This window comes from Longimicrobiales bacterium (assembly GCA_028823235.1).
Taxonomy (GTDB): Bacteria; Gemmatimonadota; Gemmatimonadetes; order Longimicrobiales; family Gaopeijiaceae; genus UBA2589.
Genome location: JAPKBW010000003.1, coordinates 96,782 through 119,842, shown reverse-complemented (window position 1 = coordinate 119,842; position 23,061 = coordinate 96,782). Strand labels below are relative to the sequence as shown.

The 23,061-nt window shown below is 61.9% G+C and carries 19 protein-coding genes; 17 read left to right on the top strand and 2 right to left on the bottom strand.

Annotation, left to right across the window (positions count from 1 at the left end; translation table 11 throughout):
• Window positions 1-4: 4 nt before the first annotated feature.
• Both OSA81_02410 and OSA81_02405 read right to left on the bottom strand, forming a co-directional pair.
• Window positions 5-394 carry a RidA family protein gene (locus OSA81_02410; GenBank protein MDE0897846.1) on the bottom strand — a complete coding sequence of 130 codons (390 nt, stop codon included), beginning with the start codon at window positions 392-394 and terminating at the stop codon, window positions 5-7.
• Window positions 395-712: 318 nt separating this feature from the next.
• Window positions 713-943 (bottom strand): hypothetical protein, encoded by a 231-nt coding sequence (locus tag OSA81_02405; protein ID MDE0897845.1) that lies wholly within the window; start codon window positions 941-943, stop codon window positions 713-715.
• Between the two features lie 248 nt (window positions 944-1,191).
• Between OSA81_02405 and OSA81_02400 the strand changes: the two genes are divergently transcribed.
• The 17 genes from OSA81_02400 (at window position 1,192) to gmhB (ending at window position 22,986) form a co-directional block, all read left to right on the top strand.
• Window positions 1,192-1,515, top strand: a complete 324-nt coding sequence (locus OSA81_02400; GenBank protein MDE0897844.1) for a hypothetical protein — start codon at window positions 1,192-1,194, stop codon at window positions 1,513-1,515.
• A 9-nt stretch (window positions 1,516-1,524) separates the two neighbouring features.
• Complete coding sequence (locus tag OSA81_02395; protein MDE0897843.1) at window positions 1,525-1,887, top strand: hypothetical protein; 363 nt, start codon at window positions 1,525-1,527, stop codon at window positions 1,885-1,887.
• On the top strand, window positions 1,877-2,209 hold the full coding sequence (trxA, locus tag OSA81_02390) for a thioredoxin (GenBank protein ID MDE0897842.1): 333 nt from the start codon (window positions 1,877-1,879) through the stop codon (window positions 2,207-2,209). The genes OSA81_02395 and trxA overlap by 11 nt, the downstream gene beginning before the upstream one ends.
• A gap of 85 nt (window positions 2,210-2,294) precedes the next feature.
• Window positions 2,295-3,176 (top strand): 16S rRNA (cytidine(1402)-2'-O)-methyltransferase, encoded by an 882-nt coding sequence (rsmI, locus tag OSA81_02385; protein MDE0897841.1) that lies wholly within the window; start codon window positions 2,295-2,297, stop codon window positions 3,174-3,176.
• Window positions 3,173-3,841, top strand: coding sequence for a DUF4159 domain-containing protein (locus OSA81_02380; protein MDE0897840.1), 669 nt, complete (start codon window positions 3,173-3,175; stop codon window positions 3,839-3,841). The genes rsmI and OSA81_02380 overlap by 4 nt, the downstream gene beginning before the upstream one ends.
• On the top strand, window positions 3,838-7,188 hold the full coding sequence (locus OSA81_02375) for a hypothetical protein (protein MDE0897839.1): 3,351 nt from the start codon (window positions 3,838-3,840) through the stop codon (window positions 7,186-7,188). Before OSA81_02380 ends, OSA81_02375 begins: the two co-directional genes overlap by 4 nt.
• Window positions 7,189-7,355: 167 nt before the next feature.
• Entirely contained in the window at window positions 7,356-9,011 is a 1,656-nt protein-coding gene (locus OSA81_02370; GenBank protein MDE0897838.1) for a hypothetical protein, read from the top strand.
• Window positions 9,011-10,282, top strand: coding sequence for a hypothetical protein (locus OSA81_02365; protein MDE0897837.1), 1,272 nt, complete (start codon window positions 9,011-9,013; stop codon window positions 10,280-10,282). Before OSA81_02370 ends, OSA81_02365 begins: the two co-directional genes overlap by 1 nt.
• Window positions 10,279-12,897, top strand: coding sequence for a DEAD/DEAH box helicase (locus OSA81_02360; GenBank protein ID MDE0897836.1), 2,619 nt, complete (start codon window positions 10,279-10,281; stop codon window positions 12,895-12,897). Before OSA81_02365 ends, OSA81_02360 begins: the two co-directional genes overlap by 4 nt.
• A gap of 90 nt (window positions 12,898-12,987) precedes the next feature.
• On the top strand, window positions 12,988-13,188 hold the full coding sequence (locus OSA81_02355) for a hypothetical protein (GenBank protein MDE0897835.1): 201 nt from the start codon (window positions 12,988-12,990) through the stop codon (window positions 13,186-13,188).
• A gap of 119 nt (window positions 13,189-13,307) precedes the next feature.
• Window positions 13,308-13,931: a fumarylacetoacetate hydrolase family protein gene (locus OSA81_02350; GenBank protein ID MDE0897834.1), complete on the top strand. Its 624-nt coding sequence runs from the start codon at window positions 13,308-13,310 to the stop codon at window positions 13,929-13,931.
• Window positions 13,931-15,100, top strand: a complete 1,170-nt coding sequence (locus OSA81_02345; GenBank protein ID MDE0897833.1) for an aminotransferase class I/II-fold pyridoxal phosphate-dependent enzyme — start codon at window positions 13,931-13,933, stop codon at window positions 15,098-15,100. Before OSA81_02350 ends, OSA81_02345 begins: the two co-directional genes overlap by 1 nt.
• A gap of 34 nt (window positions 15,101-15,134) precedes the next feature.
• Complete coding sequence (locus OSA81_02340) at window positions 15,135-15,947, top strand: hypothetical protein (protein ID MDE0897832.1); 813 nt, start codon at window positions 15,135-15,137, stop codon at window positions 15,945-15,947.
• A gap of 718 nt (window positions 15,948-16,665) precedes the next feature.
• Complete coding sequence (locus tag OSA81_02335) at window positions 16,666-19,413, top strand: valine--tRNA ligase (GenBank protein ID MDE0897831.1); 2,748 nt, start codon at window positions 16,666-16,668, stop codon at window positions 19,411-19,413.
• A gap of 41 nt (window positions 19,414-19,454) precedes the next feature.
• On the top strand, window positions 19,455-21,017 hold the full coding sequence (locus OSA81_02330; protein ID MDE0897830.1) for an Ig-like domain-containing protein: 1,563 nt from the start codon (window positions 19,455-19,457) through the stop codon (window positions 21,015-21,017).
• Complete coding sequence (gene selA, locus OSA81_02325; protein ID MDE0897829.1) at window positions 21,014-22,441, top strand: L-seryl-tRNA(Sec) selenium transferase; 1,428 nt, start codon at window positions 21,014-21,016, stop codon at window positions 22,439-22,441. Before OSA81_02330 ends, selA begins: the two co-directional genes overlap by 4 nt.
• Complete coding sequence (gene gmhB, locus OSA81_02320; protein ID MDE0897828.1) at window positions 22,438-22,986, top strand: D-glycero-beta-D-manno-heptose 1,7-bisphosphate 7-phosphatase; 549 nt, start codon at window positions 22,438-22,440, stop codon at window positions 22,984-22,986. Before selA ends, gmhB begins: the two co-directional genes overlap by 4 nt.
• Window positions 22,987-23,061 lie beyond the last annotated feature (75 nt).

Sequence of the window (23,061 nt, the reverse complement as noted above, 5' to 3'; positions counted from 1 at the left end):
GACGTCACTTCTCGACGACTGCGTCCGCCTCGATTTCAATGAGCATTTCGGGATCGATGAGTCGACGGACCTCGACCATCGTGGTGGTGCAGGGATGGTCTCGGAAGACCTCGCCGTGGGCGCGCCCGTATTCTTCCCAGCGCTCGATGTCTGTGACGAACATCCGAGTGCGAGTCACGTGCTCGAAGCCAGCACCCAGGCCTTCGAGTGCATCGCGCATGATCTCCAGGCAGCGCACGGTCTGCGCGTAGGCGTCACCCGGGGAGGCTACTTGTCCGTCCGAATCGACCGGTGCCGTACCCGTCACGAAGATCCGATCGTCCGCCCGAAGGGCCCGGCAGTAGCCGACTTCTTTCTCCCAGCGGGCACCACTGAATACGCGTTGGAACGACACTTGCTGCCCCTCGGATGAGATGGATGTGTTCGAGAATATCATAAACCCATTGGGGGACTCCAGTGGGCCGCAATCCGATTGTCGCAGCTCTCTCAGCTTTTGTCGTCTTCTGCGCCGCTCCAGCGGCGGGCACCTGACATTGGACGTCTCTAATGTCGATACGTGGGCGGCTCGTTCGACCTCGGGCTCGACGTGGTGCTTACTTCAGGATGGATGGTGCGGTTTGGTGATTCGGTTTGGGGCCGTGATGCGCTCGCGCTGGGGGTGAATCTTCCGACCTGAGCCACAGCGGAGTCCGAATCGGAGCCCGAATCGGAGTCAGTTCGCTTCAGCTTCGCGATCCAGTCGGATCTCCACTTCGTTCCATACGTTGCGCATGAATTCCAGGTCCTCGGCATGTGTCTCAGCGAAGTAGGATAGCTCGGCCGCAGAGACACCGTGTCGAGTGAGTATCTCTTCACGCTCTGAGTCGCCCAGCCGAAGACTGTCCGTCTCTGAAGCTGTGATTCTCAGATCGACATAGGTCGCTACGAACAGTTCGCGATCCATCGAATCGTCACGGGGACCCCCGCCGCACGCGGTACTACCCAGCAGCAACGTGCCCAAGAGGACACCACGGGAGTGGCTAGTCAGGCGGAAGCGATGTCGAAAGGCCACAGTGGTGCCGACGCAGAGGGTTGAGGAGACGCATATGGTATCCCTTTCCACGCTCGAGGATCCTCAGCCTTCGGAGATACTTTGATATAGTGGTGGGGTTCTGAGAGTAGCAATGATGACAGCTCAGCGAGGCGAATCCCATGAAGGTCCGTGCGGTAATCTTCGGAGCACTCGCCTTGGTCGTAGTGGCCTGTGCGGTAAACCCGGCGACGGGTCGACGAGAATTCATGTTGGTGGCCGAGTCCCAAGAGATCCAGATGGGTCTGGACGCCGATCCTCAGATCTCGACCTCATACGGCGTCGTCGAAAATCAGGGTAGTTGGACCCGGTCAGTCGTTGTACTGAATCAGTTCTACGAGGACGCCCCCGGTACTCTCTGGATGCAGAAATGCGACCATGTGACCGTTCGCTCCCATGCGGGGGGTGCGGTCGACCAGACGAGTGCCGGCAGCTTCGAGGCGTGATAATTCAGCGTGAATGTCGTTGGTCCGATAAGCTATGTGGTGAAGGCCCGGGCCCCGTCGCTCAAGGAAGCGACCTACGGTAGTTTCCGGGCTGAGTGGTTCGAGGAGTTCCAGGGTTCCAATGAAGGCGACGCGGACACCCTGCGACTCCAGAGTTTGGGTTGGGGAACAGGTTTCCCCGGATATGAGTTCAAAGACGGTGGAACTGTCTTCGATGGAGTGAACGGCGATCGCCACGTGGTCCAGTGGTCGATCCGCCGCTGTGGAATACGTCATGAACGACCTGTGCAGAGCGTGCGGGTCAACTGTGCGGGTGGCACGATCGTACTGTCCGCTCTGGAACGCTACAAGGAGAGCCCAAATGGCCAGTGAAGCGATCAGCGAAATTACGGATCAAAACTTTGCCGACGAAATTGAGACCGGCGAGGGACTGTATATGGTGGATTTCTGGGCCGAATGGTGCGGGCCGTGCCGCATGATCGCGCCCACGGTGGATGCACTTGCAGATGAGTATCAGGAGAAGGGGCTCAAGGTCGGCAAGTTGAATGTCGACATGAACCCGCAGACGTCCGTGCGCTTCGGCGTCCGCTCGATTCCGGCAGTGCTGTTCTTCAAGGACGGAGAGCTGATCGACCAGGTGGTTGGCGCCGGTCCGCGGAAGACTTACGAGGACAAGGTTACCGAGCACCTTTAGGCGCTTGAATTCGTCCCTCCTCCGGGGGGCGTCACGGCGGGCCGGTCGGGGATTTCCTGCTCGGCCCGTCGTCGTATCTTTCCAGGTGGCCACACTTTATCTCGTCAGTACCCCGATCGGTAACCTTGGAGATCTCTCGGCCCGCGCGGCCGAGACCCTCCGGGGCGTCTCGCGTATCCTTGCGGAGGATACGCGCCGTACGCGGGTGCTTGCTGACCACGTAGACGCAGCAGCACCTCTCGTGTCGGTTCACGCCCACAACGAGCGTGAGCGAATCGACCGTATTCTGGGTTGGCTCGACGCTGGAGAGGACCTAGCGCTGGTGTCGGATGCCGGCACACCGCTCGTGTCCGACCCGGGCAGTCGAGTGGTGACCGCGGTGGTAGAGCGTGGGCACACGGTGGTTCCTATCCCGGGCGCGAGTGCCTCCTTGTCGGCGCTAGTCGCTTCCGGGCTGCCAACGGAGCGATTCACCTTCCTAGGGTTCATTGCCAGGAAGGGCAGGGCGAGGGTCGCAGATATTTCGCGGGTTCACGCGGCGGAGGAGTCCACGATTCTGTTCGAGTCACCTCAGAGGCTAGTCGCAACCCTCGACGACCTGGCATACGTCTGTGGAGGGGAACGGGAGGTGTGCGTGGCGCGGGAGGTGACCAAGCTCCACGAAGAGTTCCGTCGCGGAACCCTTGAGGAAATCGCTAACTACTACCGGCAGCGATCCCCGAAAGGGGAAGTCACGATCGTCGTCGGGCCAGAGGTCTATTCACGCTCCGAAGAGGATGTCGAACGGGCGGCGCAGGAACTCGCCGTATCACTGCTGGGGGAGGGGATGAAGCCTTCGGCTGCTGCTCGAGAAGTCGCGAGACGCCTCGACCTGGCGCGAAATGAGGCGTACCGTATCGTGCACGATTCTCGAGATTCTTCGGTGGAAGCCAAGAATCTGACTGTGGAGATAGCGACCGACGAATGAAGTTTTTGATCGTGGCTCTCTTGGCCACGGGCCCCGGCTTGGCCGGGGGCCCGCAGTCGACCGATTCCATTACGGTTGCACGGCTCCAGTACGACGGTGGTGGCGACTGGTATGCGAACCCCTCGTCTCTTTCCAACCTGTTGGCTGCCGTTCGTGATAGGGCGGGGATTCCGGTAGCTCTTCGGGAGGCGGAGATCACCCCGCTCGACCCATCGCTCCGCGACTATCCCTATCTCTATATGACTGGGCACGGGAATGTCACGTTCACTCCCGCCGAACGCACAGCACTCCGTGAATATCTGCTCGCGGGAGGGTTCCTCCACGCCGACGACAACTATGGCCTCGACGAGTCGTTTCGAGTCGAGATGGCGGAGATCTTTCCAGACGCCGAACTCACTGAGATCCCTCCTGACCACCCTGTATTCCACACCTTCTATGACCTCGATGAGGGACTCCCGAAGGTCCACGAACACGATGGCGCACCGCCCCAGGCCTTCGGGATTTTCCTCGAAGGACGAATGCTCGTGTTCTACTCGTACGAGTCCGACCTCGGGGACGGGTGGGAGGACGAGGCGGTTCACGAAGATCCACCAGAGACGCGCGAGCAGGCGTTCCGCATGGGAGTGAATCTCTTTCTTTACGTGCTTGGACAGGCGGTGCTGTGAGTCCGGTCAGCAGCCAGCTTGAGGACCGAGTTAACTCGGTCCGTGAATATCTGATCCGAAGTGCTGGTGTCGGTGCTGTTGCCTGGTGTGCCGGCGGTGTGACGGTCTTGCTGATCGTAGCGTGGGCGCTCTCCGGCGGCGATGGATGGCGACAGGGTAGCAACGTCCCCGTCGTACTCGATGTCATCGCGCTCGCAGGACTGGCCGCGGCAGGATTTGCCTTCCGACGGCTCGCCTTACGATGGTTTGACGAGGTGCCGCTTTCAGTTGCGATGGAGCGATCCGCCGGGATCCGGCGGGGTGTCCTGCGAGGGGCGCTCGAGCTCGGACGAGAGCTCCCTGACGGGATGTCCGCAGCTTTGGCTATGCGAGCTGTTTCGGGCACCGTGAGAGATCTGGAGGGAAGACCAGAACCCGATCTCGCCGGGACATTGGGCGAATCGGTACAGCTGTGGTCGCGACGTGGGAGGGGGTTCGCCGGAGCACTCGCGTTTGCCTTCATCGTTCTGAGCCTGGCCGCCCCCGAGCGGACGACGCGCGCACTCGCGGGAGTCGCATCACCGATCGCGATGGCGAAGAATCTGGTCCTGCCGCCTCTGGTTGTCATTCCGGGTGACGTCGAGGTCCAGCGAGGGACAGACGTTGAGCTTCAGATTTCTGCCGCCGGTCGCCTCCGGGTAGATGTCGCCTGGCAGGCTGCCGGTGATATAGCGCGAAGCGTGACCCTGACAGTCGAGGGTGGACGAGCGTCTCATGTCTTCCGCACAGTCTCTGCCGCGATCGACTATCGAGTCGAGGACGAGGAAGGAAACGCTTCCGAGACATACCGGATCGATCCGGTCGACCCACTGTTTGTAAGTGACCTCGTCCTGAGCGTGACGTATCCACCTCATACTGGTCTGCCCGCTGACGAGTACCGGGGGGATCCGCCTCCGCTTCGGTTGCCGGCTGGCTCGACGCTCCTCTTCGAGGGCACGACCAGTCGACCACTCTCTTCAGTGGCACTTCTCGATTCGGCCGGAGTCCGCAGGCTCGACTTCAGCATCGACGACGCGGCTTTTACTGCACGATGGACACCTCGCGCGAACGGTGTTCTCGAATGGGATTTTCGCGACGAGATGGGAGGTCCAGCAGAAATACAGCCGGAGCCGCTCGAGGTAACCGTAGTGCCAGATGTACCACCGGCCATCGGGATTCCGATGCCTGGTCGGGATACCATCATGCCGCTTAATCTGCGCCAGCCACTCATCATCGAGGCGGGAGACGACTACGGTCTGCGGCGCGTGGATCTCGTGGCGTATCGCGTGACCTCATTCGGCGAGCGCATGGAGCCAGTGGAGCAGGGCTTCCAGATTGGCGGGCAGCGAGCGATCCTCGCTCGCCCTCTTCTGGACCTCACACGTTGGGGACTCCTGCCGGGAGATACAGTTCGCTACTTCGCACGGGCCACGGACAACAGCCCGGCGGCGCAGGTCAGCGTCTCGCCCGAATATGTACTTCGCATGCCGGAGGCCGCTGAACTGCAACGTGAGGCCGAGGACGCACTCGAGGATGTTGCTGACCGACTCGAAGAACTTGCCGCGGAAGCTGAGCGTCAGGCGGAAGAGAACCGGGACCAAGCGCTCGAAGCGCAGAGCGAGCGAACCGACGTAGAGGGATCCGAAGAGGCCGCGGCCGACTTCGAGGAGCGCGAGAAGTTGCAGGCGGCTCTCGAAGAGCAGCAACAGATGTCCGCGCAGGTCGACTCCATGCAGTCAGAGATGGAAGCGCTCGAGCGCATGATGGAAGAAGCGGGCCAAGCCGACCCTGAGTTACGGAGCCAACTTGAGGAGCTGCAGGAACTCCTGAGCCAGATGACTGGCGAAGAGTTGCAGCAGCGGATGGACGAGCTAGGTGAGGCACTCGAGCAGGACAACCTCGACCAGGCGAATCAGTCACTCGAGGAGATGGCCGAACAGCAGGAAGAGTTCCGGGAACGTCTCGAGGAGGCACTCGAGCGCTTCAAGGAGGCGGCCCTCGAACAAGACTTCCGTGCTACCACGAGCGAAGCAGAGGAGTTGGCCAGGCAGGAGCAGGCCCTCGCCGACGCGATGAAGGAGGAAGACGATCCTAAGCTGCGCGCCCAGCAACAGCAGGATCTCGCCGACGAGGCGAAGCAACTCGAGGAGAGCATGGAGAACCTGCAGGAACGTCTCTCCGATATGGGCGAGGCGGAGGCCTCCGAAAGTGTACAGGAGGCGCAGCAGAAGGCATCAGAGGCGCGTCAGGAAATGCAGCAGGCCCAGGAACAGGTGGAACGAGGCGAAAGCCAGGAGGCCGGTGAGCAGGCGCAGGAGGCCGCGAACAAGATGGAAGAGGCCGCCCAGCAGATGCAGGAGGCCATGCAGGAGATGGCCCAGCAACAGATGGAGGAACAGCAGGCCGCGTTGCTGCGGACAGCCGACGACGCGTTGTCACTCGCGCGCCGGCAGGCGCAACTACGCGAGCGCATGCGTGGCGCGAGTCAGGAGCAACTCGTTAACATGCGAGCCGCGGAAGCCTCGCTGCTGCAGGGCGTGCAGAACATCGCTGAAAATCTTCAAGTAGCGACCAGTGGTGCCATGGGTGCGAACCGGGAGCTGTCCGCTCAGATGGGGCTCACCATGGAGTCCCTGCAGGGCACGGTCGAAGCGATGGAGAGCCGCCGCGGCACGACGTCGCCCTCGGCGCAGGCGGAGCAGGCGATTGGGGACCTGAATGGTCTCGCACTCATGGCCATCGCCGGGGCTGAGCAGTTGGGACAGCAGGGCGAAGGGCAAGGTGGTGAGGATGTTGCGGAGCAGCTGGAGGAACTCGCTCAGCAGCAGGGAGATCTGACGAACCAGAGCACGCAGCTGATGCCCATGCAGCTGGGTGAGCAGGCGATGTCTCAGCAGCTTCAAGAAATGCAGGAGGGACAGCAGTCCGTTGCCAGCGATTTGGGAGATCTGGCCGACGAGCCTGGGTCGGAAGAGTCTCTGGGTGACCTGCAGCAACTCGCAGAGGAAGCGCAGGAACTCGCACAGCAGATGGCTCAGGGACGACTGACACCGGAGATGATTCAGCGTCAGGAAAGGTTGTTCCATCGGTTACTCGATGCGGGACGGTCGCTGGAACGGGAAGAGTTCTCCGAAGAACGTGAGTCGGAGGAACCTGGGGACTTCGAGCGAGGAGACGTCACCTCACTTACCGCTGAGCAGATGGGTGTGATGCCCTACGAGGTGCCCGACGGAGACCAGTTGCAGCGTCTGAGCCCGGCCGTTCGTCAGCTCGTTCTTGAGTACTTCGACCGCCTGAACCGGCGCCGAACCGGCGGTGGTGGGTCTTGATGATTTTCAGCTCGGACTCCGAATCGTATGATTTCAAGCGACAGAGTACGTTGTGGCGCCGGGCCGTACTCGTTTTCACGTGGGCCATGCTTGCTGTGGCTTCCTCCGCCAGCTCACCTGACGACGCCTTCGCTCAGGGTCGGAGACGGAGCTCGGAAGCACAGCTGTTGCGCGAATCCGCTGCGCGTGAGTCGGGTGGCGACTTTGATGGCGCCGAGGAGGTGCTCCTCCAGCTTCTTCAGGAGGACCCGTCCTCCTCAGGCGGTCTTTTCGCACTGGAGCGCGTGCTTCGGTCGAAAGGCGAGATCCTGACGATTATTCCTGTCGTGGACGCGTTTCTCGACGAGCAGCCTCAGTCCTCCGGTGTCCGAGCCCTGAAGCTTCGGATCCTCGCAGAGGCGGACTCTCTCGACGCGCTCGAGTCTGAGGCCTCAGATTGGCTCCGAGCTGATCCGGACAGTGAGGTGCCGTACCGAGAGGTCGCCAAGGTTTACGAGCGTGCCTTCAACGGTGATGCCGCCCTTGAGCTGCTGTATGACGGACGCTCGACCCTGGGAGACGAGGATGCGCTCTCTCTGGAGATCGGCGATTTGTTGGCGGCGGCCGGAGATGTGGAAGGTGCCGCTGATGAGTGGGCCCGGGCAGTTGGAAGTGACGCCGCCCAGGTCGCGACGGTTACCCGTCGCGTGCAGGGACTCACGAGTGGCGTAGATGAAGCCGGCCTGAGGCTTATCGAGGTCCTCGCTGCGGCCCCTGAAGTGGGACGGAGACGAGCGGCCGCAAGAATCGCGATCGACCTTGGCCACGAAGCGGAAGCCATGAGGCTGTCGCGCAAAGTTGCTGAGGAACTCGATGGACGGGCGGAAAGCACATTCTTGACCGATGTCGCTCGCCGTGCGCGGGACATCGACCTCGTCGAAGTCGCGGCCTGGGCCTACGACGAGCTCGGCGAAGGTGCGGCCACCCCGGCCGAGCGTCGCCAGTTCGATCAACGGGTTATCGACGTGTCGCTCGCAGCGGGTGATACTGCGACCGCCTTGGAAGCGCAGCGTCGTGTTGCGGAGTCTTTCTCCCCCGGGTCTGTAGATCGGCGGCGTGCGACCGCGCAGGTCATACGTCTGGAGGGCACGCAGTCTGAGCCTGAGGTACTTCAGGTCATGCTGGTGGACTTCCGCGAGAGCTTCCCGAACGCCCCGGAGCTGGATGATCTGGCAGCGACGGTGGCTGCTGCACTTCAGACGCGGGGCGATCCCGCCGGGGCTGCCGCCGTGCTGGAGGGAATCGATGGCCCGAAGAGTTCCCTTGAACGCGGGTATCTCCTACTGGCGGCAGGTGATGTCGAAAATGGACGTTCTGCGCTGTTACTGGCCTTGACCGGTCTGCCACCGGCGGAGGCCACTCCCGTCATCCAGTTCGCAGGCCTGCTGGGCAGAGTGTCCCCGAAAGGTGCGGAGGCGCTCGCAGCAGCGGGTGTCGCGGCGCATCAAGGAAATCCTGGCCCTGCCGCTTCCGATCTTGCAGCAATCGTGCCTGATCTCGAGGCAAAGGAGCAACCTCCCATGCTTGCTGCGGCCGCGAGGATTGCGGCAGACGGGGGTGAGGCGGCCATCGCGGCTCAGATCCGGAACACGCTCGTACAAAGTCATCCTGAGGCTCCGGAGGTTGCGGAGGCGTCGCTGGCCCTGGCGCGCTTTCACGCCCGCACTCCGCGGGGCAGAGATGAGGCGATCCGGCTCCTGGAGGACTTGATTTCACAACGACCCAATGCGGCGGTTGTTCCGGATGCACGGGTTGAACTCGAGCGGCTGCGAGGTTTGCGGTAATGCGTTTCTATCAGAGGACCTGGTTCATGGCGACCATGGTCGGCTTCGCGCTCACCATCGGGGCGAATACTGTCGATGCTCAGTGGCTTCTGGTTCCAATGGATCGGGCGCAGGAGAACCATTTGAAGGCATACGGACTGACCTACTGGACGCTGGAGCAGGAAGAGCGTTCCGAGTGGCTCCTGAACTACCGGGGCGGGTCGTTTCTTCTGCCCGACCAGCCACGGGTACGACGAGAAGCAGCGTTCCGTGGGGTTACCGTCGAGCCGATGGGTGCGATTGCCGAGGCCCGCATGCGGGCGACGGTGGCCGGCTCCAACATGGAGGCGGTACCGCTGGAGCGAGCACCGAAGGTGGCCATCTACACACCGCCAAATTCGACACCCTGGGACGACGCTGTCACGATGGTCCTCGAATACGCGGGCATCGAATACGAGACCATCTGGGACCCCGATGTGCTCGATGGCAGTTTCGCTGACTACGAGTGGATTCACTTGCACCACGAAGACTTCACGGGCCAGTACTCGAAGTTCTTCCTGACTTACTCGGGCGCGCCGTGGCTGCAGGACGAAGTGGCGCGAAATCAGGAGGTCGCCCGTCGGAGCGGTTTCGCTGATGTGCCCGAACTGAAGAAAAACGTTGCTGCTATCATCCGGCAGTATGTCGAAGACGGAGGTTTCCTTTTCGCGATGTGTTCCGCGACCGAGACTCTCGAATTGGCCCTCGCGGCGCTCGACGTGGATATCGCGGCCGCATACTCGGATGGCACGCCACCCGACCCCAACGCCTCGGCGGCGCTCGACTGGGACCTCGCGATGGCGTTCACGGACGCTCAGGTGCAGATCGCGCCTTCCGTGAACTCCTTTTCCGACATCGACGCTCATCAGGTCAACACCCCTTGGCGGAAGGAACTCGGGGTGTACTCTCTCTTCGACTTTTCGGCCAAGTTCGACCCGGTACCCGCCATGCTTACTCAGAACCATGAATCGGTGTTGCCCGACTTCTACGGGCTTACCACTTCCTTCCGGGAAGACCGCCTCAAATCGGGGACGATCGTTCTAGGGCAGGAGTCAGGTTGGGCGAAGTACATCCATGGAAACCTGGGGGAGGGTACTTGGACCTACTACGGTGGCCATGACCCAGAGGACCCGGAACATCAGATCGGTGACCCGCAGACGGACCTCGCCCTACACCCGAATTCGCCGGGTTATCGCCTGATCTTGAACAACGTCCTCTTTCCCGCCGCCAAGAAGAAGAAGCTCAAGACTTGAGTTCGAACATTCCGGAGGGATTCCCGCTTACTCTTCCCCCGGAAGCACTAGCGGGACTGGACGGCCTGGATCCGGACGAGGACCAGCTCGAAGAGGAGGAGAAGGGCACACGCCTGCCAGCGCGGGTGTTGACGCTGCCCGAAGCTACCTCGGCCCGACTCCGGGCGGAAATCGAGCGAGCCGGGGGACGTGAGGTCTGCTTTCTTGCCACGGTCGACGCTGAGCGAGTCGTTCACGACCCACGTGCAGTCTCGCGCGGAAACTTTGCAGCAGTGCTCGTCGCAGCTCGAGACGCCCCCGAGGGTGGTGTCATGCTGCACAACCATCCCAGTGGCGTGCTGGAGCCCTCGGACGCAGACATGCACGTAGCGGGCAACCTCTACGAGCAGGGCCTCGGAACAGCGATCATCGACAACACCGGTGAACGCATGTATGTGGTCGTCGAGCCCCCCAAGGCCCGTAAGCGGATTCTCCTCGCTCACGATGAGCTCGACGCAGTTCTGGCGCCTGGTGGGGCCCTATCCCAGCGGTACCTGGGCTACGAGGATCGGCCCGGTCAAAGGGATATGCTCAACGTCATAACCGAGCGCTTCAACGAGGGTGGAATTTCGATCGTCGAGGCCGGGACTGGCACCGGAAAGTCACTCGCTTACCTGATTCCCGCTGCGAGATGGGCCCAGGATAACGGCGAACGTACCGTCATTTCGACAAATACCATCAATCTCCAAGAGCAGCTGGCTGAGAAAGATCTTCCTCTGGTTCAGTCTCTGGTCGGGGATGTGTCTTGGGCTCTCGTGAAGGGGCGGGGGAACTACGTCTCGATTCGGAGGGCATTGCTCGCATCCGAGAGTCAAGGCTCGCTGTTCGAGGAAGATCGATCGAACGAGATCCAAGGCCTTTTGGAGTGGATGGGGACGACCGAAGATGGCTCGCTGTCAGATCTAACTTTTTCTCCGGCCGACGAAACCTGGGAGGAGGTACGGAGCGATCCCGACATCTGCCTCCGCTCTCGTTGTCCGCACTTCCAGGACTGCTTCTACCAAAAATCCCGTCGGAAAGCAGCAGCAGCCGAACTGCTCGTGGTGAATCATCACCTCCTTTTCACCGATCTTGCTGTCCGAAGGGCTACTCAAAACTACTCACAGTCGGCCGTGCTGCCGGCCTATCAGCACGTGATCCTGGACGAGGGGCACAACGTCGAGGACGCGGCTACGTCTCATCTAGGCGTTCAGGTGTCCCGACGTGGGCTTTACCGAGCGATGTCGCGCCTGGACCGTCGGGGGCGTGGAATCCTCACGGCCATTCATGAAGCGGTCTCGGCGATCGAGGGCGGCTCGGAAATCCGGGAACGCGTGGAGAACCAGGTACGCCCGGCCCTGTCCCGTGCTCGAGCCGAGGTCGAGGGCCTCATCGAGCGCCTGGAGCCGTTTGCTCCGGCAGGTGAGGGGGCGATTCGCCTTGGTGTGGCGGACGGTGGCGAGCCGGCTGAAGATGAGGCCGTTGGAGAGCGCCTCAGGGGAACGATCAGCAGTCTCGGAGTCCTCGAGAGAGAGCTGGCCGAGTTGCGGGCCCGGCTCGAGTTGGAAGAAGGTCTCGCAGAGCGGCTGGAGGCGCGGATTCTTGATCTTCGTTCGATCGAGCGACGGCTGGCATCGGCGGTGCATGGCCTCCGGCTCGTTCTCGCTCCCGGCGAAGAGGCATCGTCATTCGTCCGATGGCTCGAGTCGAGGGGGAAGGGACGGAAGTCGAATTTGGTGATGGCGGCGGCTCCGATCGAGCTGGGCGGGCTACTCCGCGAATCGCTGTTCATGCAGGCCGAGACGACTGTGGTGACCTCTGCCACACTCACCACCGGTGAACGATTCGACTTTCTCCGTGGACGATTGGGGATCTTGCCGGCTGAGCTTGAACTGGAAGATAATCGAGTGGAGGTCACGGAACATATCGTGAAGTCCCCGTTCGACTTCGAGACTCAGGCTCTCCTGGCTATCGCGACCGATCTTCCGACGATTCAGTCTGGAGATTTCGCATTTGACGGGGCCACCACGGGTGTCCTCGCAAGCTTTGCCGAGATCACAGATGGAGGGCTGTTCGCGCTCTTCACCTCGCATGGAGCTCTTCGACGCGTGGCACGTGGACTAAGAGATCTCGGACTGGATGCGAGGTGGCCACTCTTCGTTCAGGGAGAAGAGGATCGGCATCGCTTGCTCGATCGCTTCGTGACGGCAGGCGATGGCATTCTGCTCGGAACCTCATCGTTTTGGGAGGGGGTGGATGTGCCTGGCGACCCGCTTCGGGGACTTCTTATTCAGAAGCTTCCGTTTCGTGTGCCCACCGAGCCCATCACGGCAGCCCGAATGGAGGCGCTGGAGGCCCAAGGGATCGACCCGTTCCAGAACTTCATGCTGCCGCACGCAGCATTGCGATTGAAGCAGGGATTTGGGCGCTTGATCCGCGCCCGCACGGACCGTGGGGCGGTTGTGGTGCTCGATGACCGCCTCATGACCAAGCGGTACGGACGGTATCTGCGTGAGTCGCTCCCACCTGCACCTCTGGTGAAAGGGGCATGGACCGATGTGGAGAGACAGCTTCGATCGTTCTACGAAGCGCCGTGAGCCCCTTGGAGTGGCCGGTTCACATATCTAGATTCTTGAGTACGGAGCGCGCCCAAGCTCTCCGGTCACCGCACCACCGTGGAAACAACGATGAAGCGAGCCATCGGTATCGGCATTGGCGTGATCTACTACGGCATCGCGTTCGGAGCACTCACCCAAGCCAACACTGGGTGGGACACTGGATACAATGACATCGGCTTATGGTGGACCGTCATCGCATGCCTGCTCGCTATAGCTGCGACCGGTGCAATCGTGGGGACCTGGATTCACACCCAGAGCACCGAGAGCTGAGGTAGCGTAGCCTGAGCGATCTAGATTGAGTACATCGAGGGGTCGTCCGAAAAGCGTCGGGTGACCTCTCTTCTCTTGTCCAACACTCTTGACTGCGACTTTCGTCGCTGGAGCGTCCGATGGCATCTCTTTGTCCGTCCAAGATCGTCTGTGTGGGCCGTAACTACGCTAAGCATGCCGCGGAACTTGGGAACGACGTCCCGTCGGAGCCTTTGATTTTCTTCAAGCCCCCGTCGTCGATGATCCAGGAGGGTGACATGATCGTGATGCCGGTGGGGTCAGGCCGTGTGGATTTCGAAGGTGAAATCGGGGTAGTGATTGGCAAGCGGGCACGCGGAGTTTCGGCTGCTGAGGCTTGGGACTACGTCGAATCCCTGGTCCCGGTGAACGACGTCACTTCTCGTCACTATCAGAACTCGGATGACCAATGGGCCCGCGCAAAGGGGTTCGACACATTCTGCCCCGTGGGTACTCCAGTCCCTCTGGCCGAGGTCGACCTTGAAACGCTCGGAGTGACGACGCATGTAAACGGTGAGCTCCTGCAGGACGGGGAGGCCAGCGACATGGTTTTCGATATTCCGGCCATTATCGAGTACGTCAGCGATATTATGACGCTGGAGGCCGGGGACCTCATTCTGACCGGGACCCCGGACGGGGTACAGCCACTGTCGCACGGGGATGAGGTCACTGTGACTGTGACCGGCGTCGGAGCAGTTTCCAATCCCGTAGTCGCAGCCAGCTGATGCCAAGGCCGAACGAGCGCTACGGCTCATTGCCGCCGTATCCGCTCGCGGAAATGAAGGCGATACGCCGAAGGCTCGAAGCCGACGGCGTTGATATCATCGACCTTGGCGCGGGTGATGCGCCGTTGGATCCACCGCCTGCTGTTGTTGATAAATTGCGTGAAGTCGCGAATGATAAAGCCTACTCTCGTTATGCTTTCCAGGCCGGCCTGCCGTCGTTCCGCAACGCGGTGACTGACTTCATGTCCAAGCGATTTAATGTCGAACTGGACCAGGCAGCAGAGGTCCTTCCGCTGATTGGCTCCAAGGACGGACTGGCCCATCTACCCTTCGCGTACGTCGGACCCGGCGACTCGGCGATCATTCCTGATCCAGGTTACCAGGCCTATCTTGGCCCGGTGCTGCTGGCGGGCGGGGAACCGCATCTCGTTCCGCTTCGTCCTGAGAATGACTTCCTCATTCCGCTCGACGAGATCCCGTCGGACGTGGCGGCCAGTGCTCGCATCCTGTATCTGAACTACCCAAACAATCCGACAACCGCGACGGCTCCGGACGAATACTTGGAGCGGGCGATCGCCTTCTGTCACGAGCACGATCTGGTCCTAGCGTACGACAATGCTTACTCGGAGTTCGGCTTCGAGGGGTACCAGGCCCGAAGCATTCTCGAATTTGACGGGGCTCGTGAGGTTTCGATCGAATTCCACTCGCTGTCCAAGACGTACAACATGACCGGATGGCGGCTGGGTTGGGCCGCGGGGAGCGCGGAGGTGATCGCCGCACTGTCTCGAGTCAAAAGCTTTATGGATACCGGTCAGTACCTTGGTATCCAAGCGGCAGGAGTGGCTGCGCTTGAGAGCTGGGAGGCATGGGCTCCCGGGAACATCGCGACCTTCGAATCACGCCGAAACCGTGCGGTTGAGGCTTTTCGGGAAGCTGGGTTTGATGTTTCGACCCCAGATGCAACCATGTACCTGTGGATTCCCGTCCCAACCTCCGAGGCGTCTGAGGACTTCGCTACCCGAGCGCTCGAAACGGAAGGTGTCATCGTGCTGCCCGGTGGTGCGCTCGGGGCGGGCGGTGAGGGTTTCTTCCGGGTCGCGCTGATCGTGGATGAAGATCGGCTTGCTGAGGCGGCGGCTCGCCTCGGGCGCGTGAGCACACAAGGGTGAGGAACTGGCCCGTAGGGCCGGTTTAGCAACTGACATGCAATCACGGCCCGGGAGAGAGGACAACGGGGACCTGACCTGGCGAAACAGCCGGGGCCTCGGTTCGTCGCGTACCCGGGTTTCTGCGTTCACCATCTCGATCGCAGCTCATGTCGTGGCGATTCTTCTCTATACCTCGGTGATGCAGGTGATCCGGCCCGATGCGGCGGATTTTAACGTGGATTTAAATGACGACCCAGAAGATGCAGTTCAGTTGATTCAGCTGATCGACATCGACGAAGACGATCCTGAACGCCCCGAAGACCCCGAAGACATCGAGGCGGTGATCGCACCTGAAGCGGAAACACGGCCTCCCTTCATCCCTAGTCCCACGACCGCGGAACTCGTACCGCCGGGGCCGACTGCAGCAGAGCGCCTCCGCCCGAACCTTGTGGACGCCCGTATCTGGGCGGAGCCCCCACCTGAGTTCTACGCGTTGAGCACAGAAGAGCGAGAGGAGCTGCTGCTGTCCCAGCGGATCGTGGAGTGGTACGACTCGGTGTCGATCGCTCGGGCTGCTGAAGATCGTCTCACCGACTGGACATTCCGAGACAGCAACGGTGGGCGGTGGGGCGTCGCGGACGGACGTATCTACCTGGGGGACATCGTAGTGCCCATTCCGATCAATTTCGGGACCCCGGTCGGTAAGCGGGACGTGACGAACTACCGACTCTGGGAGTTCGATGAGATTCAGCGGCAGAGTCAGCAGTACATCATCGAGCAGACCTGGAAGGAGCGATCGGCTGCCATTCGGGCGCGCCGAGATCGGGAGAGGGCCGAGGTGCGGCCGGATACACTCGGGATTCGTTAGGCCTCAGTAGCTCCGCCCGCTCGCGATGTCCCGCGGTCAGGGTCTGGTGGCAGGCTCAGTTGATAACGCTTGGGTGGTTATCAATTTCAGCCGTTTAGGCTGAAATGACTGATAGAGACGGTCCGATCTTTCCCGTTGAGCTTCCTCGACCTCAACGGAGCTCGGTCTTTTGGCCGGCAACGACTCAGGCAGGGAAGTCTGCTCGGGTCTCCTCGAAGCTCTCACTGGTGTCATGGGCTCCGCCACGAGATACCATGCGCGCATGGCCCGCAGGTCGCGACCTTGGCAAACCGAACGGCATGGAACTTGGCCTCGACGCGGAGAGCTGCCCAGAAGTGGCCTTTGCCGCCGTTCTATCGGATATGGGCATGACCGGGCTTTCTGAGGAAGCGAGGGAGAATTCGGTGGCTGAGGTCTCCGACGAGGTTCCGCAGCATCCGGAGAGGTGGAAAACCCGAGTCCGCGGAGGGGGTTCGCTCGATTCCCGGGGACACCTTTTGGGGGTCTCCACCGGTCTCGGACGTGGGCGTTCAGACACATCCCTGAGCGTGTTGGGACACTGAGTGTGATGGACCCTCGGTGGTTCACGTCGGGACCACCGGAAGCAACTTGAGTGTCCACGGGAACGACGGATGAACTGAGGCCGTATATAAAGGTTCCGCGCTGCGCGCGACCAGGCCATCTTACGTGTTGCTCACACGCCACCCCCGGAGTTCACGTGTCCCAGGAGTTAGCCCCGCGCCTCGATCCAATGGCGATCGAACCAGCGCGCTACCGTGCCTGGCAGGAGGGCGGGTATTTCCATATTCCCGCGACCGCCGTGACAGAAGACGGGCGCGATCCGTACGTGATCGTGATTCCGCCGCCGAACGTGACGGCCGCACTCCACATGGGCCATGGGCTCAACACCACGGTCCAGGACGTTCTGATTCGTTGGCGTCGCATGCAGGGACGTGCCGCGTTGTGGGTGCCCGGCACAGATCACGCAGGCATCGCTACCCAGAACGTCGTTGAGAGGAAGCTGGCCGAGGCGGGCTGTCACCGGGATGACCTCGGCAGAGAGGAATTCGTTGCGCGGGTGTGGGACTTCGTCGAGCAGACGGGCGGGACGATTCTCGAGCAACTCAAGGCGATCGGGGCCTCATGCGACTGGGAGCGCACACGTTTCACACTGGATGATGACCTGGCGACGGCGGTACGAGAGGTCTTCGTCTCGCTGTATGAGAAGGACCTGATCTACCGGGGCGAGTACATCATCAACTGGTGCCCACGGTGTCTCACGGCGCTGTCCAACGAGGAGGCCGAGGGCGAAGAGACCAACGGCCACCTCTGGCATCTCCGGTATCCGCTCCCGGCCTCCGCGTCGGAAGCCGCTCACGCCGCATCAGCCGCAGGTGCCGACACCATTGGCCAGCTAACGGATGGTCGTTGGTACCTGACGGTCTCCACGACCCGTCCTGAGACGATGCTTGGGGATACCGGGGTCGCCGTCTACCCAGGTGACGATCGGTACAAAGGACTTGTGGGCGCTGAAGTTGAGGTGCCACTGACGGGACGCATGATTCCGATCGTTGCAGATCGGCATGTGGACCCGAAATTCGGATCCGGGATGGTCAAGGTCACCCCGGCGCACGACAAGAATGATTTCGAGATCGCCGGGCGAACAGGCCTGCCTTTGGTCGACATCATGACGCCCGATGCTCACATCGGTGAGGCCGCGCCTGAAGCCTTCCGGGGCATGGAACGTTTCGCCGCTAGAAAGGCTGTTCTGGCGGCTCTCGACGCTGAAGGACTGCTAGCGGGCACGGAAGATCACGCGCATTCGGTGCCGCACTGCTACCGGTGTCACACGGTCGTCGAGCCGCGACTCTCGGAGCAGTGGTTCGTGAGTATGAAACCGCTTGCCCAGCCTGCCCTCGAGGCGTCCCGCGATGGAACGATCACGTTCACTCCGTCGCACTGGCAGAAGGTGTACGAACACTGGATGGAGAATATCCAGGACTGGTGTATCTCCAGGCAGCTGTGGTGGGGCCACCGGATTCCGGTCTGGTATTGTCCCTGCGGTGAGCAGATCGTCGCTCGGCATGACCCGACGGACTGTCCGAAGTGCGGTAGCAAGGACCTGGAGCAGGATCCGGACGTCTTGGACACGTGGTTCAGTTCGCAGCTATGGCCTTTCTCTGTCTTCGGCTGGCCGCGTGAGACGGACGACATGCGGGCGTTCTACCCGGGGCACACGCTCGTGACCGCACCGGAGATCCTTTTCTTCTGGGTCTCTCGCATGATCATGATGGGCTACGAATTCCAGGGAGAAGCGCCGTTCACCGAGGTGTATCTCCACGGAACCGTGCGTGATATCAAGGGCCGAAAAATGTCGAAGTCCCTCGGCAACGGCATCGACCCACTTAGTGTGGTTGAAGAGTTCGGGGCCGATGCCATGCGGTACACGATCGTGAGCCAGTGCGCGGTGGGAACCGACATCACCCTGGATCACGAAGATGTCGAGGCATGTTTTGCGAACGGTCGTAACTTCGCGAACAAGATCTGGAATGCGGGCCGCTTCGCGCTCATGAGCATCGGAGAGGACCCGGTGAAGCCGGTGGCCGAAGTTGCCGATGATCTTGCGCTCGAAGACCGGTGGATCCTGTCCCGTGTGGCCATGGCATCGGCCGAGGCCACCCGTGGGCTCGAACGTTTTCGCCTGCATGATGTCGCGGAGGGGCTGTACCACTTCTTCTGGGGTGAGGTGTGCGACTGGTACCTCGAGCTGGTGAAGAGCCGACTCGGTCCGGACGCTGATCCCGCGACACGCGAGGCTGCCCGGTCCACATTAGTAGCAGTACTCGACAATGCGTTCCGTCTGCTGCACCCGATCGTCCCGTTTGTGACCGCGGAGCTGTGGTCCCGCCTGCCCTGTCCTGAAGGGGAGGACCGCCCTGAGGACCTGATCATCGCTCCGTGGCCTGAGACCTTGGAAGCGTGGCGTGACGAAGACGTCGAACGTCGCTTTGGGGACCTCCAGGGTTTGATCGTCGAGGTGCGCCGACTTCGCAAGGAATACGGTGTCACAGAAGGGAAGCGCATCGGCATTCACCTTTCGGGTGGACCGAAAGATTTTGGTGCCTCCGTCTCGGCTCAGGCGGCCGCAATGGTGCAGCTGTGTCGGGTCGATCGCATCGAACTTGGTGCCGGCGCGGGCGTTGGTGCGAACGCGGTTCTGACGAACGGAGCCGAGCTGTTCATTCCTCTCGGGGGCGTGATTGACCTCGAGCACGAGCGGAGCCGGATGCTCGCAGAGATCGGAAAACTGGAGGGCGTACTGAAGGGTGCTCAGGCCCGACTCTCGAATGAGAAATTCGTGTCGAACGCGCCTGAGAATGTGGTTCAGAAGGCCCGTGAAAACGCGACTCAGCTTGAAGAGCAGGTGAGGAAGCTCGGGGCCAAGCTCGCCGGGCTCGGGGACTGAGAGAGGGGCGTGGGACGTCACCGCATGGGGCCAGATCCGGAATGAGCCGCAATGGGCGTCTGGCCGCAGCGGCGATGGTTGTCGCCTGGGCAGCCGCGTGTGCTCGACAGGGCGTTCCGACGGGTGGCCCGGAAGACCGTCGCCCGCCGGTGATTGTCGACACGTACCCGGCGCCATTCGAGGTGCTCGACGAAGTCGACGGCGATGTGAAATTCGAGTTCGACGAGCGTATCAGCGAGAGAGTGTCTGGGACGACCCTCAGCGATGCGGTCATCGTCTCTCCGTCGAGCGGCGATGTTAGTGTGAGCCACGGTCGCACCACGCTGTCGGTCACCATGGAGGGAGGCTTCCAGCCGGGCGTGGTTTATCGGGTCACGGTTCGAGCCCTGATCTCCGATCTCTTCGGCAACCAGCTCGTCGATTCGTTCGAACTCGTGTTTTCAACCGGTGATAAGCCGGTACCCACGACTCTGGCCGGTGAGGCTTGGGAGCGGGAGACCGGTCAGGGGCTGTCGAATGCTATCGTCTTCGCGACTGGGGCCGACGGGCTCGTGCACCAGTCTAGAACGGACCGATCAGGGATCTTCGCGTTTCGATACATCCCCGAGGGCGACTACACGATCACTGCTTTCGACGACCTCAATCGGGATGCCAAGGTCGATTCTGTCGAGACGCAGGGCGTCGCGATCGCTTCCCTCGGGACGGGAGACACCGTTCTCGTGGACATCCCCGCGCTGATGCCGGACACTGCGGCGGCCGTCCTGACATCTGTAGACGTCCTCGACTCGGTGACTGTCGTTCTAGAGTTCGATGACTTTCTGGATCCCGGGGTCGCGGTTGAAGGGTTCGATGGTGTGGACGTGACGATCTCTCGTGACGAGGGCGGTGCCCTTTCCGTTCTTCGGGTGTTTCACGAGGCCGATTATGCCGCGTTCATTGAGGTAGTCGCTGATTCTTTCTCCGTTCTCGACTCGATCGAGGCCGAGGAGGCGTCGGCGCAGGCTGCCCTTGAAGCCGAGGTTGCCGCGCTCTTAGTCGGGGACTCTGTGGCCGGGGACTCAACCGCCGTGGGCACGGATGCTGCCGCGAACACCGTCGGCGGAGCGGCCGAGGTGGGTGCCGACGCAGAGAACCCTCCTGCGGATACTGTCGTGATCGACCCGAGTGGAGACCCGCCGACGCTTGGTGCGGGACGGGCGGCTGAGGTGGTAGCACGCAGAGCAGCGGTCCAGGAGCGCCCGGGACGTAGATTGCCACCGCGACTTCAGGCTCTCGGGGGCGCTACGCCTGGGCCGAATCGTGATGGTCGAAGAATCATTCCGGCTCGCAGGCTGGTCTTACAGCTTCAATCACCCATCGAGTACGATCTCGAGTACGAAGTGGAGGCGGGCGCCGTGGTGAACATCTTTGGGTTGCCAGGCGGTGGTGGTCTCGTGCCGCTCGTCTGGGAGGCTCCGCCGCCTGATACCGTGGCGGCAGACTCGCTCGGGGCGGACTCGCTGGTTGCCCCTGATTCCGGTCAGGTTCCGGATACCGCAAGGGCCGCGGACCTCGCGACCGTCGACAGCTTGGTCAGGGACGACGGGGGCAGGGAGTACCGATGAGCGACCCCCGAAGCCGGATCCCGTCGGTCGATGCGCTCCTCGCGTCTGGGCCGATCTGTGCCTTGGTCGAGGGGTACGGCCGTGTTCGGACTCTGAACGCGTTGCGGGACGCCATTGATGAGGTGCGGGTTCTGATCGGTCAGGCGGGGAGTGGCCCGGAACGAGAGGAGTGGAACGCGCTGGTCGAAGATGCGATGACCTACGCCGAAGCGGCACGCAGTCGGATGGACCAAGCAGATACGCCAAGCCTCCGGAGTGTCATCAACGCGACCGGTGTGGTTCTGCACACCAACCTCGGCAGGGCGCCGCTGCCGGAAGAGGCAGTCTTGGCCATGCAGGCCGCGGCCGGAAAGTACACGAACCTGGAGTTCGATCTCGAGGGGGGCGGGCGCGGGTCACGTTACACCCACTGCGTGTCACTGCTCACAGAGTTGACCGAAGCCGAAGACGCCCTCGTGGTCAATAATGCGGCCGGGGCCCTGGTTCTCGCGCTGAACACTCTCGCCCTCGGGCAGGGTGTCGCGGTGTCGAGAGGGGAACTGGTAGAGATTGGTGGGGGCTTCCGAATCCCGGAAATCATCGAAAGGGCGGGTGCCCGACTCGTCGAGGTCGGTAGCACCAACCGCACACGGCCAAGCGATTATACCAACGTATTCCCGACATCGGCCCCGCAGGCGATTCTCAAGGTGCATCGGTCGAATTTCCGGATGTCGGGATTCACAGAAGAGGCCTCAGTCCAGGACCTTGCCGCGGTCGCGACCCAGCACGGCGTGCCTCTTGTACACGATCTCGGCTCCGGGCTCATGGTAGATGCGGATCTCCTCGGGCTCCCCGGCGAGCCACGGGCAGATGCCTCGTTGCGGGCCGGCGCCGACGTTGTGATCGTCTCAGGTGACAAGCTCCTGGGAGGACCTCAGGCCGGGATTCTCGTTGGCAAAGCAGATCTGATCGGACAGATGAGGGAAAACCCTCTGTGCCGCGCGCTTCGAGTGGATAAGGTCACCCTTGCAGGACTGGAGGCTACGCTTCGGCTCTACCGAGATCCGGGTCAGGCGCTCACCCGGGTCCCGACGTTGGCCTTGCTGTCGGCCGATCCTGCGGACCTGAAGTCACGAGCCGGTTCGCTCGCACAGGCGCTCGCAGAGAGTGGTGTTGAGGCCTCTGTCGTCGATACCCAGGGAGCCGTCGGCGGCGGTACGTATCCCGGGGTGGAACTTCCCGGGTCAGCCGTCGAGGTTGTCCCACCCCACGGTGCCGATCGCATGACGGCTGCGTTGCGGGCCGGGGACCCTCCGGTCATTGGACGAATCGTCGATGATGTCGTCCGATTCGATGTGCGTACGGTACTGCCGGGTCAGGGGGTGGACTTGATTCGCAGGATCACCGAAGCCGTTCTTGACGCTGGCCCGGTGCCCGAGTCGTGAGTCGACCGGCGGTGTTTCTTGATCGTGACGGCACGATCATCGTGGAGAAGATCTACCTCTCCGACCCCGACGGCGTCGAGTTCATCGCCGGGTCGATCGAAGCGATGCGCCAACTTGCCGATGCCGGGTTCGTTGTTGTCATCGTGACCAATCAAGCAGGGATTGCTCGTGGCAAGTACGGTGTCGAGGAGTACCAAGCGGTCGCGCGGCGGGTCGCGGAGAGACTGGAGGCGGGAGGGGTACAGGTCGGCGGAACGTACTTCTGCCCCCATCATCCCGACGTGACGGGGGTGTGTGATTGTCGAAAGCCGGGGACAGGGATGTACCGGGAGGCTGCCGCTGCCTTGGCGCTTGATTTCGACCAGTCTTGGTTCGTCGGCGACAAACTCAGCGATGTTGGCGCCGCTGAAGCGCTCGGTGGCTGCGGAATTCTGGTCCGGACCGGGTATGGAGCCGAACTCGAAGGTGAAGCTCCGAGCCACATACGCGTTGTAGACGACCTTGCGACCGCTGCGCGCCACATCATCGACCGAGCAGGTCGTTGACCCTGTTTTTCGGCTCGGGTAGCTTTTCGCTCAACCGCAGGCCGAGGGGCAGAAACCCCAGCCCTCGCGGAGGGT